This is a genomic window from Roseibium sp. QJM3NY_11 (assembly GCF_056173175.1).
The window spans coordinates 2,633,975-2,649,690 of record NZ_CM149660.1; the positions used below are offsets into that span (position 1 = coordinate 2,633,975).

A 15,716-nucleotide genomic window follows, 5' to 3' on the forward strand; every position below is an offset into this window, starting at 1 on the left:
GAGTGGGCCCCGGGTCTCGCGCTGCTCGCCCGGGGCGGCACCAGTGGCATCGGTGCTTTTTCCTCAAAAGCGAACGCATTGCTGTGGCGGCAAGCTCTGGAGCTTCAACGAAAACCATGCCTTTACTCACACCGCCGGCATGGACTGCGGGTTCGGGGCGTCCTTGCGGATGTCGTCGATCATCTGGCGGACTTTCGAGCCGCGCACCCGTTCGATGTCGTCCTGGTACTTGAGCAGGACGCCGAGGGTATCGGAGGCCATGTCCGGATCGAGGGCCATTTCGTTGAGCTCGGAAAGGGCCGTCGCCCAGTCCAGCGTTTCGGCGACACCGGGCTGTTTGAAGAGGTCCTCGTCCGCGCGCAGTTTCTGGACAAAGGCGACGACTTCGGCGGCCAGCCGCGCAGCCGCGCCGGGAACCTTGCGGCGGACAATCTCGAGTTCCCGTTCGGCGTCCGGATAGTCGACCCAGTGATAGAGGCAGCGGCGCTTCAGCGCATCGTGGATTTCCCGGGTCCGGTTGGTGGTGATGATGACGATCGGCGGTTCGTCGGCCTTGACCGTGCCGAGTTCGGGAATGGACACCTGGTTGTCCGCGAGCACTTCCAGCAGAAACGCCTCGAACGCTTCGTCGGCCCGGTCCAGTTCGTCGATCAGGAACACCGGCGGGCCGGACAGCGAGGGTTGCAGCGCCTGCAGCACCGGGCGCTTGATCAGAAACCGTTCGTCGAAGATCGATTTGGACAGTTCCGAATGGTCCATGTCTCCGGACGCTTCCGCGACCCGGATCTCGACCATCTGGGCGGGGTAGTTCCATTCATAGACCGCGGAGGCAAGGTCGAGGCCCTCGTAGCATTGCAGGCGGATCAGATCGCGCCCCAGCGATGCCGACAGCACCTTGGCGATTTCGGTCTTGCCGACGCCGGCCTCGCCCTCCAGAAACAGGGGCCGTTTCAGCTTCAGCGCAAGATGCAGCACGGTTGCCAGCGACCGGTCGGCCACGTAACCCGCCTGGTCCATCAATGCGAGTGTGTCGTCAATAGAAGCGGGCAGGGGCAGCGCGGTCATGTTTCCTCCAGCGGGCAAGGCGTGTTCCGGTTTTATAGAGCAGTTCACCATCATAGTGCAGCAATATAAGCACTTCGGTCGAGCGGTCCGCCGTCGCCGGGCGGCGGCGGCGGCGTTCAATCCGTCAGGGACCACGTGATCCTCCTAATGGGCATCGCTGCGCGAACCTCCTATAAAGGGGCACGTGATTCGAGGGAGAGACAGAATTGCCTGGCAAACTTGTAATGAGCGCGGCTGCGGTCCTGATCATCATGGGGTCGGCTGCCTTGGCCGCCGACAGCGTCTACCCGAGCGATCCCGTGAGCCTTGCCAGCGGCAGAGAGCTGGCGGAGATCCATTGTGCGGCCTGCCATGCGGTCGCCGCCGGCAACGTCAGTGCGCAGGCGGGTGCGCCCGCCTTCCGGGATCTGTCGAAGATGTATCCCCTGGACAGTCTGGAAGAGCCGCTGGCGGAAGGCATCGTCACCGGCCATGACGGCATGCCCGAATTTGCGTTCGAGCCGGATGACATCGATGCCTTTCTGGGCTATCTGAGCACCATCCAGACCAACTGATGCCGGCGCGCCGTCCAGCACCGGCGAATTAGTAGCAGCCGCAAGAAGCTGCTGCTAAAGTGCTGCGTATAAACGGAAAATCTTGTTTCCCGGGTTTGGATCGCCGGATTTTCGTGACACTCTTTTCCTGCAAGACGGAAAGGATTGGCATGAAAACCAGCTCTGACTTTGAAAAGCGGCTTCTCGGCTACGGACTGCTCACCGCCGAGATCGTCTACAGATTGCCCGACCATCCGAGGTTTCTGCAGAGTTTTCTGTTGCAGACGGAAGACATGGCACCCGGGTTTCCGGAACTGACGCGGTTTCTCGATTTCTGGGAAAAGGAAATCGAAGGCCGCATCCACTCGGTGCGTGTCGCCCATCAGAATCTGATCGAACCGGTCGACTTCCGCTACGCGGACGGTGAAATCGTCCTGCATTGAACCGGTTGGCGGTCCGCTCAGCGGGGCGGCAGGCAGAGACCCGCGCCATCACGCATGACGGTGCGGGACCGGAGAGTGAAATCCGACCCGGTCTCCTCGTGCAGCACAAAGCCGGGCAGCAGCCGCAGGGGCGCCTTGCTGGCGCGGATGGCGCGCACGAGGATCCGTGTGGCCGCCATGTTCGGGCGCGGATGAAGGGGAATGAGATCGATCGCGCCGAAGCGGCCCTGGAGCACGTTCAACAGCTCCTGCAATCCGTCGGCGCGAAAGATGACGGTGAGGCTGCCGCTCTCCCGGACAATGTCGGTGGCGGTTTTCGCCCAGGGCTCCAGCCCCCGGTCGTCGAGCATGTGCGCGCCCGCCCGTGCCGATTTGGGAGAGGCGCGGAACCGGTCCGCCTCGTAATAGGGCGGGTTCATGATGACATGGTCTGCCATGGACGGTGTCAGCCCGGCGGTGTGGCGCAGGCTGCCCTTGGCGGTGATGTCTGCTTCCAGCAGCGAGATCCTGTTGGCGAAAGCCGCGTTCACCGGATCCTGAAGGCCGTGCCGGGCCAGATCCAGCACGGTGGTGTCAACGTCAACCAGCGTGACACGTATGTCCTTGAGCCGCATGGCGGCGCAGAACCCGGCCGTCCCGACCCCGGCGCCCAGGTCGACCACATGTCCCCGGGTCGTTTCCGGCAAGGCGGCGGCCAGAAAGACCGCGTCGAGACCGGCCCGGTGCCGGCCGGTCCGGGGCTGGTGCACATAGATCCTGCCGCCCAGAAACGCGTCGCGGGTCGTATCGTCTCCGGTCATGTCCTGCTGCGCGGACATCTCAGGTCTGTCCGTTTTCCGGCCGGAGCTCATGCTCCAGGCCCGCGTCTCGAAGCAGCATGCGCGCCTGCCGGATCTGGTCGCTGTCGACCAGGACGCGCCGGGGGATCATGGCCAGCGAACCTTCCAGTATGCTCATGTTGCCGTCTGCGACAAAATGCTTGATACCGGCCTCTTCCAGGATCGATTCCAGAAACGAGATCAGGACGGGATCGTTAGTTCTGACAAGTTCTTCCATTGGTTTCCCCGCGTTAGCAGCGTGGCCGCGCAGACGCATCGTCGATCCATCCGCAACAAGATTGCAACAAACCCAGCAGATCGCGGCTATTCAACGGTTTGTCAACGGATTGGCGGCTTGCCCCGGAGCCGTTCCCACCATATTGTCCGCACAAATATTCAGGGAGTGCCATAAGTGGCCGTTGTTGCAACCTATTCCGACAGTCAACCGCGCCGTCCGAGCATACAGTCGCTCGTGGAACTTGTGTCCGCAGGCATGGGAGATGTCAACGAGCTGATTCTGTCGAAAGCCGGTTCCAATGTCGATCTGATCCCGGAAATCGCCAAACATCTGATTTCCTCGGGCGGCAAGCGGCTGCGGCCGATGCTGACGCTCGCCTGTTCCGACATGTTCGGCTATGACGGCAAGGGTCATGTCACGCTGGCGGCCAGCGTCGAATTCATGCATACGGCCACGCTGCTGCATGACAACGTCGTCGACGAAAGCGACATGCGCCGCGGCAAGCTGGCGGCCCGCAAGCTCTGGGGCAATCAGGCCAGTGTTCTCGTCGGCGACTATCTGCTTGGCCAGGCCTTCAAGATGATGGTCGATGTCGGCTCTCTGGAAGCGCTGCGCATCCTGGCGTCGGCCTCCGCGGTGATCGCGGAAGGCGAGGTGCTGCAGCTCGGCGCCGCCAAGAACATCACCACCACGGAATCGGATTATCTGCGCGTCATCGAGGCCAAGACCGCCGCGCTGTTCGCGGCAGCCGCGGAAGTCGGTCCGGTGATCGCCGGACAGCCGGAGAAAATGAAGCAGGCAGCCCGCGGTTACGGCATGGAACTCGGCTACGCATTCCAGCTCGTCGACGACGCGCTTGACTATGGCGGCTCCTCCGCTGATCTGGGCAAGGACATCGGCGACGATTTCCGGGAAGGCAAGATCACACTGCCGGTGGTGCTCGCGGTCGCGCGCGGCTCGGATGCGGACCGGTCCTTCTGGAAACGGTGCCTGGAAGGCGAGAATGTCGAGGACGGCGACCTGGAGCAGGCCATTGAACTGCTCAAGAAATACGATGCGCTTTCCGAGACGGTCGAACGGGCAAAGACATACGGCAACAACGCGCTTGGCGCATTGGAAACCCTGCCGTCAGGGCCGCACAATGATGCGCTTGCCGACGCGGTGGCGTTCTGCATCTCACGTGTGAGCTGAATTTTGTAAGTTTCTGATAAAGAATACAGAATAGCCTTTAGAGCTACGGGGATGATCCGTGTCCGGTTGCTGGAAGGGAACAGGTGCCGGCCGGCTTGTCAGGCGAGCGGGCCCGAGGCGATCCACCACTGGGGATGCGCTTCGCGCAGGCTCCGCTCGATCTCCATGGCATGGGCAAGTTCGCACAGTCCGAAACAGGTGGCGCCGGAGCCCGACATGCGGGCGAATTCCACCCGGCGATCCTCTTGAAGTGCGGACAGCACGGTGCCGATTTGCGGCTCGAGGCCGACGGCGGGAGCCTGGAGATCGTTGCGGCAACTTTCCAGGTAGGCGGCAAGTTGCCCGAGTGTGTCGAACCCCTCCGGCAGCAGCGGCATGGGGGCATTGTCACGGCTGGTCAGGGCCTCGAAGACGTTGGGGGTCGATACGCTCACCTTCGGATTGACCAGCACGATGCCGCAGGCGGGAAGCTCCGGACCGGACGAAATCAATTCGCCGATGCCGCGCATCACCTGTGGCTCGGGAACGAGACAGACCGGGACATCGGCGCCGAGAGACAGGGCGAGGGCATGAAGCTCTTCCTCGGACAGATAGGTGCCGGTGAAATCCTCGAGCAGCCTCAGGGTGGTCGCCGCGTCGCTGGAGCCGCCGCCGACACCGGAGGCGACCGGGAGACGCTTGGTCAGGGTGACGAGCAGGCCGGGCAGGGGAATGCGGGCGCTGGCCGAGAAACTTGTGATCGCCTTCAGAACCAGGTTGTCGCCGGCCGGCGCGTGAAGATCGCGGGCGAACGGTCCTTCGATCCGCAAGTCCAGACCGCTTGCTTCCTGCAGGCTGATCCGGTCGCCGATCTGGGGAAAAACCACCAGCGAATCCAGAAGGTGGTAGCCGTCGGAGCGTCTTCCCGTCACATGAAGGGTCAGGTTGACCTTGGCCCGGGCGAGTTCCACCCGGGGTCTTGCGGTTGAGGCAACGGACATGGCGGTGTTCCGTTAGCCGCCGTTGTTGCCGGTATCGGCCTTGGCCGCATCGGTTGCCGGACTGTCTTCAAGGCCATTCGCGATCTTGTCCAGAATCTTCGGAAGGTCCTTTTCGTCCGGTTCGAGATCGCGGGCGTGGTTCCACTGGAAGCGGGCCTCGTTGCGGCGGTCGACCATCCAGTAGGCGTCGCCGAGGTGATCGTTGATGACCGGGTCCGAGGGACGCAGTTCGATGGCCCGTTCAAGTTCCTTGACGGCTTCCGGGTAGCGACCGAGCCGGAAATAGACCCAGCCGAGACTGTCGACGATGTAGCCGTCGGTCGGCCGCAGTTCCACCGCGGTCTTGATCATCTCCAGCGCCTCGTCGAGCTTCAGGCCCTGGTCGACCAGGGAGTAGCCGAGATAGTTCAGCACAAGCGGCTGTTGCTCGTTGAGTTCAAGCGCCTTGCGGAAATCGGCTTCCGCCAGCTCCCACTTGCCCAGCCGCTCGCGCGCTATGCCGCGGAAATAGAGCAGCAGCCAGTGCCGGTTTTCAAGTTCCGCAATGGTGTCGATGCCCTGGCTGTAGACGGCTTCCGCGTCCTCATAGATCTCGTGGGCCCGCAAGATGTTGCCAAGCGCGATGACTGCCTCAAGATCGGACGGATCGTCCCTGATGAGCGCCTCGAGATGGTCGCGGGCTTCGGCAAGCTTGTCGAGTTGGTTGTAGTTCATGCCGACCTGGATTTCGGCCTCGCGCTTGAGGACACTGTCATCGGGCACCATCATCAGGGCCTCGATGGCCCGGTCGGGCTGTTCCATGCGCTCAAAGACGCTGCCGAGCGCGATGGCCGCGAATTCGGCCCTGGGATCCAGGAACAGCGCGAGCTGCAGATAGGAGGTCGACAGTTCCTCGCCGCCGTCCCGGCCGATCACGGCGCCCAGACCGTAGAGAATTTCGGACATGCCTTCGGCCGGTTCCGTCACCAGGGGCGGGACCACCGTGCCGGCGGCAATCACCGCGCGGGTCTGATCGAGCTTGGGATGACCGCGAAACTGGCTGTCGTAGCGGTCGAGGACCTCGAGGGCGTCTTTCTGGCGGGCGTTGGCGGCCAGAACCCGGGCATAGGCATCCGTGACACGAATGGCGCCCTGATCGATCGCATAGGCGCTTTCGGCGGCTTCGAGAGCCTCCGCATTGCGTCCGGCGGCGACCAGGATATGGGTCTTGTGGGTTGCCGTGAAGACTTCGAACCAGTCCGGACCGCTGAGAGCGTCGATGACCTTCAGCGCCTCGTCGATCTGGCCATCGCCATAAAGCGCCCAGGCGCGGGAAAGGCCGATGGACAGTTGCGCCAGCGGACCGTTGCGGCTCTCGGAAAGGATCTTCTCCGCTTCGCCGTATTTGCCCTGGCCCATTTTGTCCGCGCCAAGCACGAGCTGGGCGAGAAAATTCTGGAGACCGGCCTTTTCAAGATCTTCGGCAAAGCGAACGGCCTCATCGACATTGCCGTTGGCCAGTTAATGTGCGTTCCAGAAGCATGGTGTTGGCCGGGTCCGCCAACAGGGACTCCTCGTAGAAGGCCGCCGCCTGGCCGTAATCCTTCTGAAACCCGGCCAGACGCCCTGACAGGTAGCTTCCTGACAGGGTGAAGGGCAAACCGGAGGGCGTGCCGAAGGTCACCGAATCGGATGTGGTCTCCGCGGAGGCGACAGCGGGCGCGAGCGCCAGAACACCGGCGAGCGCGAGGAGCATCAGCCTGAAGGGCCCGCGGTCCGGTTTCGCAACGGCGCCGGTCTCTTGTGTCATCATTCCTCGCACTTTGGTCGCTTGAAGGGTATTTGTTGCTTATTGCTCCTGAGAATGGCGTCTTTAAGGCTGAGCGGCAAGGCAGCCGGGATAACTTTCTGAGAGTTTAAATCCATTTGATTTTGCAGAACGTTGGAAAAACGGAAGCAAGCGGCGCGGCGAATTGGCTTTCTGCCAAAAAGGGCTTGATGACGGGCACCTGCCGTAGCAGGTATGTGCGGTGCAAAACGGGCGGGACCGGCGTTTCGGAGCCCGTGCCGTTCGGATCAAGTGCAAAAGCACATGCCGCGGCCGGTGCATCGGCGGCGGTCAGGGCGTGCACCTTGCCGCTTTCTCACATGCGCAAGGTGCCCCAGGTGAGGAGAATGACAGATGACCAAGTGGGTCTACGGTTTCGGCAACGGTGCGGCCGAAGGAGGCGCGGACATGCGCAACCTTCTTGGCGGAAAAGGTGCGAACCTTGCTGAAATGAGCAGTCTCGGTCTGCCTGTCCCGCCCGGCTTCACGATCACCACGGAAGTCTGTACCCGGTATTACGACGACGGCAGGTCCTATCCGGACACGCTTTCGGAGCAGGTTGTTGCCGCCATGGAGAAGATCGGCGAAGCGACGAACCGCAACTTCGGCGGCGCCGAACGGCCCCTGCTGGTGTCGGTCCGATCCGGCGCCCGGGTTTCCATGCCGGGCATGATGGACACGGTTCTCAACCTGGGACTGAACGACCAGACGGTGGAGGCGATCGCCCGGGAGGCGGGCGACCGCCGTTTTGCCTATGACAGCTACCGGCGCTTCATCCAGATGTATTCCGACGTCGTGCTGGGTCTGGATCATCACGAATTCGAGGAAATTCTCGAGGACTACAAGGACCGCAACGAACTGAGCCTTGATACCGAAATCGACGCGGATGCGTGGCTCGGCATCATCGGCAAGTTCAAGGCGCTGGTGGAAGAGGAACTCGGCAAACCGTTTCCGCAAGACGCGCACGAGCAACTCTGGGGCGCCATCGGGGCCGTATTCAGTTCCTGGATGGTGCCGCGGGCGGTGACCTACCGCCGCCTGCACGATCTGCCGTCGTCCTGGGGCACGGCGGTCAATGTCCAGGCCATGGTGTTCGGCAACATGGGCAACAGCTCCGCAACCGGTGTGGCCTTCACGCGCAATCCCTCGACCGGGGAAAAGGCACTTTACGGCGAATTCCTGGTCAATGCCCAGGGCGAGGACGTGGTTGCCGGCATCCGCACACCGCAGGACATCACCGAAAAGGCGCGTCAGGAAGCCGGGTCGAACAACCCGTCGCTGGAAGCGTTGATGCCGGAGGCCTTCGCCGAATTCCAGTCCTATTGCGACCGGCTGGAAGCGCACTACAAGGACATGCAGGATCTCGAATTCACGATCGAAAAGGGCAAGCTGTGGATGCTGCAGACCCGGTCGGGAAAGCGGACCGCGAAGGCCGCGCTCAAGATTGCCGTGGACATGGTCGGCGAAGGCCTGCTCACGGAACACGAAGCCGTTGCCCGCGTCGAGCCGGCGTCGCTTGACCAGCTTCTGCACCCGACAATCGACCCGAAGGCCCATCGGGACATCATCACCACCGGCTTGCCCGCATCGCCGGGCGCGGCGTCGGGTGCCATCGTGTTTTCGTCTGACGAGGCCGAAAAAGCCAGGGCTGAAGGCCGCAAGGTGATCCTCGTGCGGGTCGAAACCAGCCCGGAAGACATTCACGGCATGCATGCGGCGGAAGGCATCCTGACCAGCCGCGGCGGCATGACCAGCCATGCGGCAGTGGTCGCACGAGGCATGGGCAAGCCCTGTGTGGCCGGGGCGGGCACCTTGCGGATCGACTATCGCAACGGCGTCATCAACGTGGCCGGCCGCCAGTTGAAGGAAGGCGAGACGATCACCATCGACGGCGCGTCCGGGCAGGTTCTTCCGGGCGAGATCAGCATGCTTCAACCGACGCTCTCCGGCGATTTCGGAACCCTCATGGGCTGGGCGGACACGGTGCGCCGCATGCGCGTGCGCACCAATGCGGAAACCCCGCAGGACGCCAGGGTCGCGCGGGAGTTCGGCGCCGAGGGCATCGGCCTTTGCCGGACCGAGCACATGTTCTTCGAGGGCGAGCGGATCGTGGCCGTGCGCGAGATGATCCTGGCCGAGACGGAAGACGGACGGCGGGCGGCGCTCGCCAAGCTGCTGCCGATGCAGCGCCAGGATTTCACTGACCTCTTCGAGATCATGCACGGTCTGCCGGTAACCATCCGCCTGCTGGATCCGCCCCTGCATGAATTCCTGCCGAAATCGGCTGAGGAACTCGCCGAGGTGGCCGCGGCGATGGGCGCCGATCCGGACCTGCTGCGCGACCGGGCCCACGCGCTTGAGGAATTCAACCCGATGCTGGGCCATCGCGGCTGCCGGCTTCTGGTTTCCTATCCGGAAATCGCGGAAATGCAAGCCAGGGCGATATTCGAGGCCGCTGTCGAGGCGGCCCGGAAATCGGGCGCGCCCGTCTTGCTGGAAATCATGGTGCCCCTGGTCGGCCTCAAGGGGGAACTGGACCTCGTCCGCCAGAGCATCGAAGCCATGGCGAAGGCGGTGTCGGACGAAACCGGCACGGAGCTGAACTACCAGATCGGAACCATGGTGGAGTTGCCGAGAGCGGCGCTGAAGGCGGCGGAAATTGCCCGGTCCGCAGAGTTTTTCTCTTTCGGCACCAATGACCTGACCCAGACGACTTTCGGCATCTCGCGTGACGATGCCGCCTCGTTCCTCGGGACCTACCAGAGCCGCGGTCTGCTTGAGCAGGATCCGTTCGTGTCCCTGGACCAGGAAGGCGTCGGCGAACTGATCCGGATCGGTGTCGAACGGGGCCGGTCCACCCGGCCGGACATCAAGCTCGGTATCTGCGGCGAACATGGCGGCGATCCGTCCTCGATCGCCTTTTGCGAGGGGGTCGGTCTCGACTACGTCTCGTGCTCGCCTTTCCGCGTGCCGATCGCGCGCCTGGCCGCAGCCCAGGCGGCCCTCAAGCGCGCGTCGGGCACCTGAATGGCGGGCCAGGGCCGGAGAGAGGAGGCGCGCAGGTGAGCGTCTCGTTTCCGTCGCTGGAAGAGTTGCGCTCGGGCGGCAAGCGGACGCTCGCGCGGGTGCTCTCGCGGCTGGAGGCAGAGAGCGGTGCTCCCGCGACCGCCGCGTTCCTGGACAAGGTAACGTGCGAACCGTGCGCGCAGGTGTTCGGACTGACCGGGCCTCCGGGGGTGGGCAAGTCAAGCCTGACGGATGCCTTGATCCGGGCGTTCCGGGCGCAGGGGCACCGGGTCGGTGTTCTGGCCGTCGATCCGTCCTCGGCACTGACGGGGGGCGCGCTCCTGGGCGACCGCACACGGTTGCAGACCGACCCCTCGGACGAGAAAGTGTTCGTCCGTTCCATGGCCGCGCGCGACCGGCTTGGCGGATTGTCCGACCAGGCTGTCGCCGCGATCGCTGTCCTTAGGGCTGTCTGCGACCGGGTGATTGTCGAGACAGTCGGGATCGGCCAGTCGGAAGGGGACCTGAAACAGGCCGTGGATACGGTGGTGCTGTGTATTCAGCCCGGTTCGGGCGACAGTCTTCAATTCATGAAAGCCGGCATCATGGAACTGCCGGATATCGTTGCGGTCACCAAGGCGGACATGGGAACGCTGGCACGCCGCGCGGCGTCCGACGTTGCGGGAGCCCTGTCCCTCTGCCGCGCCGCGGCGGATACCTGGCAGGTGCCCGTCTGCGAAGTGTCGGCCCAGACCGGAGCGGGGCTGCCGGAGCTAGTCGCTTTTCTCGGCGGTCATCAGGACCACCTGGCGCAGGGTGGGCTGCTGGAGACGAGGCGCCGGGCCCAGCATGCGGCCTGGTTCAAGGACATGGTGCGCGCGCAATACGGCCTTGCCGGCCTTCGGCTTGCCTGCGGAGACCAGGCGGCGGCGTGGCTGGAAGAGGCGCGGACCGCTCCCTTTTCGAGCTTCGCATCGTTTTCAGGTAAAATGACCGGCCTGCTGCAGCCCTGAGCACTGTCGTCGCGACAAGGATTACCATCGAGCGCAAGCGGCGACCGGAGGCCATGCAAGGGAGGGCGTTCAGGCTTCGGCCGTCCGACCCCGATAGCTCAGATCCATGCCGAAACCGGCGCTGTATTCACCCTGGAAATCTTCCAGGAACTGGCTGAGCGCGCCAGCGTCCAGGGGCCTTGAGATGAAGTAGCCCTGCATCCTGTGGCAATCATGCGCCTGCAGGAAGCGGATCTGTTCTATGGTCTCGATGCCTTCGGCGACGATGGTCATGCCCAGCGCCTTGCCGAGCTGAATGATCGACACCAGTATGGCTTCGGCTTCGGCGTTGCCGTTCATGTCGGAGACAAAATCCCGATCGATTTTCAGGGTGTCGAACGGGAACCGGCGCAGATAGCTGAGGCTTGAATAGCCGGAGCCAAAATCGTCAAGAGCGACTTTCACACCAAGATTTTTCAGTCTGCGGAGAGCCTTCAGCACCGAGTTATTGCGTCCGGCGAAGACGGTTTCCGTCACTTCGATCTCCAGACGCTGGGGCGGCAGGTTGTTGGCGGCCAGAATGGCCATGACCTTTTCGACGAATCTCGGGTGCTTGAACTGATTGGGCGAGACATTGACCGACATGGTGATGCCCGGCCATTCATGCGCCTTGGCGCAGGCCTTGTTCAGGACCCAGATGCCGAGTTCGTTGATCAGGCCGGTTTCCTCGGCCACCGGAATGAACTGGGACGGGGGCACGACCGTACCGTCGTCCATGGTCCAGCGGGCAAGGGCCTCCACGCTGACAATCCGTTTCGCGCTGGTGTCGGTCTGGGGTTGAAAGGCCAGGTCCAGTTCGTCGTTCTTGAGCGCCAGGCGCAGTTCGCGGGACATCTTGTCCCGGGACTGGACCTGAAGCTCCATGCTCTGTTCGAAGAACGAGCGCCGGCCGCGTCCGTTGGCCTTGGCGTCATAAAGGGCGATGTCGGCCTTGCGCAGAAGTTCATCCGGGTCGTTGCCGTCGCGGGGCGCAATCGCTGCACCCATGGAGAGGCTGGCGAACAGCTCCCGGCGTCCGATCATGATCGGGCGGCTGATCTCGTCCTGGACCTGATCCAGAATGAAATCGAGCCAGACGTTATCTTCGCAGTTCCTGATGACCATCGCGAATTCATCGCCGCTGATGCGCGCGACGATGCCGCTTTCCGGAATGACGCGCCTGAGGCGCTGAGCGACCGCGACGATGACTTTGTCACCCGCGGAATGGCCGAGCGTGTCATTGATGTCCTTGAAGTGGTCGAGGTCGATATAGACAACGGCCGTGTTGGTTTCGCCGTCCGCGTTCTCGATCAGGGTGTCGCTCAGCATGGCATGAAAGCGGCTTCTGTTCGGCAATCCGGACAAGGCATCATGCCGGGCCGTATGGACCGCCTTGGCCTCGCTGCGGGCGAGCCTGCGGGTCATCTGGCGCGTGAAGACGGTGACCAGAACCACCACGGCTGCAATCATCAGCGCGGCCAGGATCAGCAAGGGATCGATCCGGCGCATCATCTGGGTGCCGGGCTGCGACGTTCTGCCAGGCGATGACGCCGATGGTCTCTCCCCGGGGCGACTTCAGCGGATAGCGGCCCAGATCGGCCTCGCTGCTCTGCTGCTGCATCAGGACGAATCCGTCCAGACGCGACATCTCTGAGATTTCCTGCAGCTTTTCGCCGCGTAGGGGCATCATGCTGACAAGCACGGCGGGCGGGACGCGCCGGGGTGTTACCGACTGGATCTGCGGAATGATCGCCGCCGCGCTGAAGAGGTAAGGTTCGCCCTCCAGGGCAACAACACCGGTCTCGGCGATGGACCGGCGCGTACTGATCAGTTCCGGCGTATAGCTGAAAAGGCCCGACGGTGTGCGCTTGAAGGACGCGATGTAGCGTGCCCGGACCTTGGCGATGGCGGGCTTCAGATCGGCAAGCAGTTTCGCGTTCAGCCATTTGGTTGAATGGTTCTGGGCGTAGACCGATTCGAGCTTGAACTCGCGATTGATCAGGACCGACCGGTTGAAACCGTCGGTCTTGTAAAGCCAGTGCATGACGTTGTCGTAGATCCAGCCCTGAGAGGGCTCGGGCTGATTGATCCGGTGATAGGCCTCGTCCCAGATCACGACGCCGTTCTGCTGCTTGGCGAGGTAATTCTGCGTGAGCCGCAATGCGCCGGCAATGAGCTGGTACTGGGACTGTTCGGCGGTTTCATCCGAGACACGGGCGGACCAGTGCAGCAGCGCAAATATTCCGGACAGCGATATGACAACAACGGCGACCATCGGGACAATGATCGCATTTGCTATACGGCTGCCTGAATTTCCGGTCGACTTGTACATTCAAATGCCCGTTTGCTTCGGGCGAAGTATTGCCGTTCCGGGTTAAGGGAATGCCCCAAACTCATAGTAAAATAAGGGTAAACCGACAGACGGAATCTTACGGCTCACTGACAGGGACCAACAGGTCTGACCTTCATGGCGGCGAAGCCATGATGTGCAGGGACGAGAGACACGCCGCAGCTCGCGCAAAGACCTTCTATGGTCGCGGAAGCCGGACTGTCAGGTCAAAGGGTCCCGAGCCTCCAGGCGGGCCCGCTTTCCACCCGCCGCTGCCGGTGCCGGAACGTGCGGCGGCTTTGAGCCCGGGTTCAGACCCAGACTCAGATCCAGACCTGACTGGCATGCGTTTTGTGCCTGACCTGCTCCTGCACGCGATACACGGCTATTTATCTGCTGCATATGGCGATGAAAGCCCGGAGAGGCGCTGAGGCGAAGCGGCTGGGATAATAGAGCCGTGGCCCTTCCTGCGTCGGCCAGCAATCCTGCAAGATCGGCACGAGTTTTCCGGCGTGGAAATCATCCTCAAGCCAATTGTGAAAGGTGCCGATGACGCCCAGCCCGGCGCGGGCGCAGGAAAGTCCGGTGTTCAGGGCATTCACACTGATCGTCAGCCGGGTGACCGGCTCAACGGTGACGCGCTTGCCCCCGTCGTTCAAGATCCACGGCAGGCAGGGCCCTTCGGACAACCGGTATCTGATTGCGTCGTGGCGCGTCAGATCCGCAGGCTTTCGCGGATGACCTCGCTCTTGCAGATAGGCGGGCGATGCAGCCAATGCGATCTTCTGGACACGGGGTCCGATCGGAATGGAAATCATGTCCTTTTCCAGCCGGGACCCATAGCGGATGCCTGCGTCACAGCCCGCCGCGATGATGTCGACAAAGTCGTTGTCCACCACGATCTCGACCTCGACCTCCGGGTAGGCGCTCCGATACGCCCCGAGGATCGGCGGCAGTATGTCCGGCATGACCGCGCCAGGCACGTTGAGCTTCAGCTTGCCCCGCACACGCTCCGAGGTCTGCGCCGTTTCCACACAGGCAGCCTCGATTTCAGACAGAAGCGGTGCGATCCGGTCGGCGAGGGCACGCCCCTGGTTCGTGGCCCTGATGCTGCGCGTCGTGCGCAGAATGAGCGGCACACCCATCTGGGCCTCGATCCGGGAGACGGTCGTACTGACTTTCGAGGGGGCGACGCCCAGTCGCCTGGCCGCCGCGCGAAAGCCGCCTTCACGCAGCACCATCAGGAAAATTGAAAGTTGATCGGGAGAGGGATTGTTCTTCATTGAGAACAACCTATTCGATTTTTGAAGCATTATCAAAAAATGGAAGAACAGTCATTGTCGCCTGAATGCCGGGACAGGGCTGCAGGAGCCCGGCCGGTCATCATTTTTCAGGAGACAAATCCATGCTCATCGTTACAGGTGCCTCCGGCCATCTCGGCTACAAGATTGTCGAAAACCTGCTGCACCATGTGCCCGCGGACCGCATCGGTGTGAGTGTTCGCGATCCCGCGAAAGTTGCCGATTTCGCAGCGCGGGGCATTCGCGTGCGCCAGGGAGATTATGACGATGCCCGGAGCCTGCGGCATGCATGGGAGGGGGCGGGGCGTCTTTTGCTGGTCTCTTCGAATGCGGCCGCGACGGGAGGCGATCCGCTCGCCCAGCACGCGACGGCGATCAACGTGGCCCGTGAGCTTGGCGTTGACCGGGTTTTCTACACCAGCCAGATCTCCAGTTCCGCGGCATCGCACTTCCCGCCGGCTCGCGATCACGCGGCGACCGAGCGCATGCTTGCAGACTCAGGGCTTGCGTGGACAGCGCTGCGCCACGGTTTTTACGCGCAAAGTGCACGACAGATGCATGCCCGAGGCTTCGAGGCTGGAACACTGGCCGCACCGCACGACGGCAAGGTCGCCTGGACAACGCATGACGACCTTGCCGCGCTGGATGCCGCCCTGCTTGCCGGAAACGAGGTTATCGACGGTCCGGCACCGCCCTTGACCGGTGGCGAGGCCCTCGATCTGGAGGACCTGGCACGGCTGATGAGCGATTTTGCGGGCAAGGAGATTTCCCGCGTTGTGATCAGCGAGAAAGACTTCGAGGCGGGCGCGCGCCGTGCCGGGGCGCATGACGGGCTGATTGCGCTCCTGCTGGGATATTACCGCGCCGCGCGGGCCGGGGAGTTTGCCGGCGTTGACCCCACGCTGGCCCGGGTTCTCGGACGCGCGCCTGAAAGGATGTCGGATTTCCTGGCGGCAAATTCCGGCTGAAGGCAC

At 62.9% G+C, this 15,716-nt stretch carries 16 protein-coding genes; 6 read left to right on the top strand and 10 right to left on the bottom strand.

What is annotated here, in order from left to right; genetic code table 11:
* Positions 1 to 126: 126 nt before the first annotated feature.
* Complete coding sequence (locus tag AC0VX3_RS12115; RefSeq protein ID WP_475524917.1) at positions 127 to 1,065, bottom strand: AAA family ATPase; 939 nt, start codon at positions 1,063 to 1,065, stop codon at positions 127 to 129.
* A 224-nt stretch (positions 1,066 to 1,289) separates the two neighbouring features.
* On the opposite strand from AC0VX3_RS12115, the gene AC0VX3_RS12120 reads away from it, so the two are divergent.
* Both AC0VX3_RS12120 and AC0VX3_RS12125 read left to right on the top strand, forming a co-directional pair.
* Positions 1,290 to 1,619 carry a c-type cytochrome gene (locus tag AC0VX3_RS12120; protein WP_475524918.1) on the top strand — a complete coding sequence of 110 codons (330 nt, stop codon included), beginning with the start codon at positions 1,290 to 1,292 and terminating at the stop codon, positions 1,617 to 1,619.
* Positions 1,620 to 1,768: 149 nt separating this feature from the next.
* Positions 1,769 to 2,041: an usg protein gene (locus tag AC0VX3_RS12125; RefSeq protein ID WP_342892349.1), complete on the top strand. Its 273-nt coding sequence runs from the start codon at positions 1,769 to 1,771 to the stop codon at positions 2,039 to 2,041.
* 17 nt (positions 2,042 to 2,058) lie between these two features.
* On the opposite strand, the gene AC0VX3_RS12130 is transcribed toward AC0VX3_RS12125, so the two are convergent.
* Both AC0VX3_RS12130 and AC0VX3_RS12135 read right to left on the bottom strand, forming a co-directional pair.
* Positions 2,059 to 2,859 (bottom strand): tRNA1(Val) (adenine(37)-N6)-methyltransferase, encoded by an 801-nt coding sequence (locus tag AC0VX3_RS12130; RefSeq protein WP_475524919.1) that lies wholly within the window; start codon positions 2,857 to 2,859, stop codon positions 2,059 to 2,061.
* 1 nt (position 2,860) lies between these two features.
* Positions 2,861 to 3,097: a putative signal transducing protein gene (locus AC0VX3_RS12135; RefSeq protein WP_348148885.1), complete on the bottom strand. Its 237-nt coding sequence runs from the start codon at positions 3,095 to 3,097 to the stop codon at positions 2,861 to 2,863.
* Positions 3,098 to 3,271: 174 nt separating this feature from the next.
* Here AC0VX3_RS12135 and AC0VX3_RS12140 point away from each other — a divergent pair, with 174 nt between their 5' ends.
* A complete protein-coding gene (locus tag AC0VX3_RS12140) occupies positions 3,272 to 4,288 on the top strand; it encodes a polyprenyl synthetase family protein (RefSeq protein ID WP_475524920.1) in 1,017 nt (338 codons plus the stop codon).
* Positions 4,289 to 4,386: 98 nt separating this feature from the next.
* Here AC0VX3_RS12140 and AC0VX3_RS12145 read toward each other — a convergent pair whose 3' ends face one another.
* The 4 genes from AC0VX3_RS12145 to AC0VX3_RS12160 all read right to left on the bottom strand — a co-directional run bounded on the left by AC0VX3_RS12145 (position 4,387) and on the right by AC0VX3_RS12160 (position 7,379).
* Positions 4,387 to 5,268: a 4-(cytidine 5'-diphospho)-2-C-methyl-D-erythritol kinase gene (locus AC0VX3_RS12145; protein ID WP_475524921.1), complete on the bottom strand. Its 882-nt coding sequence runs from the start codon at positions 5,266 to 5,268 to the stop codon at positions 4,387 to 4,389.
* Positions 5,269 to 5,280: 12 nt separating this feature from the next.
* Positions 5,281 to 6,666, bottom strand: a complete 1,386-nt coding sequence (locus AC0VX3_RS12150) for a tetratricopeptide repeat protein (protein ID WP_475524922.1) — start codon at positions 6,664 to 6,666, stop codon at positions 5,281 to 5,283.
* Positions 6,667 to 6,745: 79 nt separating this feature from the next.
* On the bottom strand, positions 6,746 to 7,060 hold the full coding sequence (locus AC0VX3_RS12155) for a hypothetical protein (RefSeq protein ID WP_475524923.1): 315 nt from the start codon (positions 7,058 to 7,060) through the stop codon (positions 6,746 to 6,748).
* A 103-nt stretch (positions 7,061 to 7,163) separates the two neighbouring features.
* Positions 7,164 to 7,379: a hypothetical protein gene (locus tag AC0VX3_RS12160; RefSeq protein WP_475524924.1), complete on the bottom strand. Its 216-nt coding sequence runs from the start codon at positions 7,377 to 7,379 to the stop codon at positions 7,164 to 7,166.
* Positions 7,380 to 7,429: 50 nt separating this feature from the next.
* On the opposite strand from AC0VX3_RS12160, the gene ppdK reads away from it, so the two are divergent.
* Positions 7,430 to 10,102, top strand: a complete 2,673-nt coding sequence (gene ppdK / locus AC0VX3_RS12165) for a pyruvate, phosphate dikinase (protein ID WP_475524925.1) — start codon at positions 7,430 to 7,432, stop codon at positions 10,100 to 10,102.
* A gap of 35 nt (positions 10,103 to 10,137) precedes the next feature.
* Entirely contained in the window at positions 10,138 to 11,094 is a 957-nt protein-coding gene (gene meaB, locus AC0VX3_RS12170) for a methylmalonyl Co-A mutase-associated GTPase MeaB (protein WP_475524926.1), read from the top strand.
* A gap of 69 nt (positions 11,095 to 11,163) precedes the next feature.
* Here the strand turns inward: meaB and AC0VX3_RS12175 are convergent, their stop codons facing one another.
* The 3 genes from AC0VX3_RS12175 to AC0VX3_RS12185 all read right to left on the bottom strand — a co-directional run bounded on the left by AC0VX3_RS12175 (position 11,164) and on the right by AC0VX3_RS12185 (position 14,724).
* Positions 11,164 to 12,582 carry a putative bifunctional diguanylate cyclase/phosphodiesterase gene (locus tag AC0VX3_RS12175; RefSeq protein ID WP_475525171.1) on the bottom strand — a complete coding sequence of 473 codons (1,419 nt, stop codon included), beginning with the start codon at positions 12,580 to 12,582 and terminating at the stop codon, positions 11,164 to 11,166.
* Positions 12,482 to 13,444 (bottom strand): CHASE4 domain-containing protein, encoded by a 963-nt coding sequence (locus AC0VX3_RS12180; protein WP_475524927.1) that lies wholly within the window; start codon positions 13,442 to 13,444, stop codon positions 12,482 to 12,484. Before AC0VX3_RS12180 ends, AC0VX3_RS12175 begins: the two co-directional genes overlap by 101 nt.
* A 386-nt stretch (positions 13,445 to 13,830) precedes the next feature.
* Positions 13,831 to 14,724 carry a LysR family transcriptional regulator gene (locus AC0VX3_RS12185; protein ID WP_475524928.1) on the bottom strand — a complete coding sequence of 298 codons (894 nt, stop codon included), beginning with the start codon at positions 14,722 to 14,724 and terminating at the stop codon, positions 13,831 to 13,833.
* 122 nt (positions 14,725 to 14,846) lie between these two features.
* On the opposite strand from AC0VX3_RS12185, the gene AC0VX3_RS12190 reads away from it, so the two are divergent.
* Positions 14,847 to 15,710 carry an NAD(P)H-binding protein gene (locus tag AC0VX3_RS12190; RefSeq protein ID WP_475524929.1) on the top strand — a complete coding sequence of 288 codons (864 nt, stop codon included), beginning with the start codon at positions 14,847 to 14,849 and terminating at the stop codon, positions 15,708 to 15,710.
* The last annotated feature ends 6 nt before the right edge of the window (positions 15,711 to 15,716 follow it).

Excerpts from the sequence above, each read along its gene's own strand:
- AC0VX3_RS12115 (WP_475524917.1), bottom strand. The coding sequence starts at position 1,065 with ATGACCGCGCTGCCCCTGCCCGCTTCTATTGACGACACACTCGCATTG.
- AC0VX3_RS12120 (WP_475524918.1), top strand. The coding sequence starts at position 1,290 with ATGAGCGCGGCTGCGGTCCTGATCATCATGGGGTCGGCTGCCTTGGCC.
- AC0VX3_RS12125 (WP_342892349.1), top strand. The coding sequence starts at position 1,769 with ATGAAAACCAGCTCTGACTTTGAAAAGCGGCTTCTCGGCTACGGACTG.
- AC0VX3_RS12130 (WP_475524919.1), bottom strand. The coding sequence starts at position 2,859 with ATGTCCGCGCAGCAGGACATGACCGGAGACGATACGACCCGCGACGCG.
- AC0VX3_RS12135 (WP_348148885.1), bottom strand. The coding sequence starts at position 3,097 with ATGGAAGAACTTGTCAGAACTAACGATCCCGTCCTGATCTCGTTTCTG.
- AC0VX3_RS12145 (WP_475524921.1), bottom strand. The coding sequence starts at position 5,268 with ATGTCCGTTGCCTCAACCGCAAGACCCCGGGTGGAACTCGCCCGGGCC.
- AC0VX3_RS12150 (WP_475524922.1), bottom strand. The coding sequence starts at position 6,666 with ATGGGCCAGGGCAAATACGGCGAAGCGGAGAAGATCCTTTCCGAGAGC.
- AC0VX3_RS12155 (WP_475524923.1), bottom strand. The coding sequence starts at position 7,060 with ATGATGACACAAGAGACCGGCGCCGTTGCGAAACCGGACCGCGGGCCC.
- ppdK (WP_475524925.1), top strand. The coding sequence starts at position 7,430 with ATGACCAAGTGGGTCTACGGTTTCGGCAACGGTGCGGCCGAAGGAGGC.
- AC0VX3_RS12175 (WP_475525171.1), bottom strand. The coding sequence starts at position 12,582 with ATGATTGCAGCCGTGGTGGTTCTGGTCACCGTCTTCACGCGCCAGATG.
- AC0VX3_RS12180 (WP_475524927.1), bottom strand. The coding sequence starts at position 13,444 with ATGTACAAGTCGACCGGAAATTCAGGCAGCCGTATAGCAAATGCGATC.
- AC0VX3_RS12185 (WP_475524928.1), bottom strand. The coding sequence starts at position 14,724 with ATGAAGAACAATCCCTCTCCCGATCAACTTTCAATTTTCCTGATGGTG.
- AC0VX3_RS12190 (WP_475524929.1), top strand. The coding sequence starts at position 14,847 with ATGCTCATCGTTACAGGTGCCTCCGGCCATCTCGGCTACAAGATTGTC.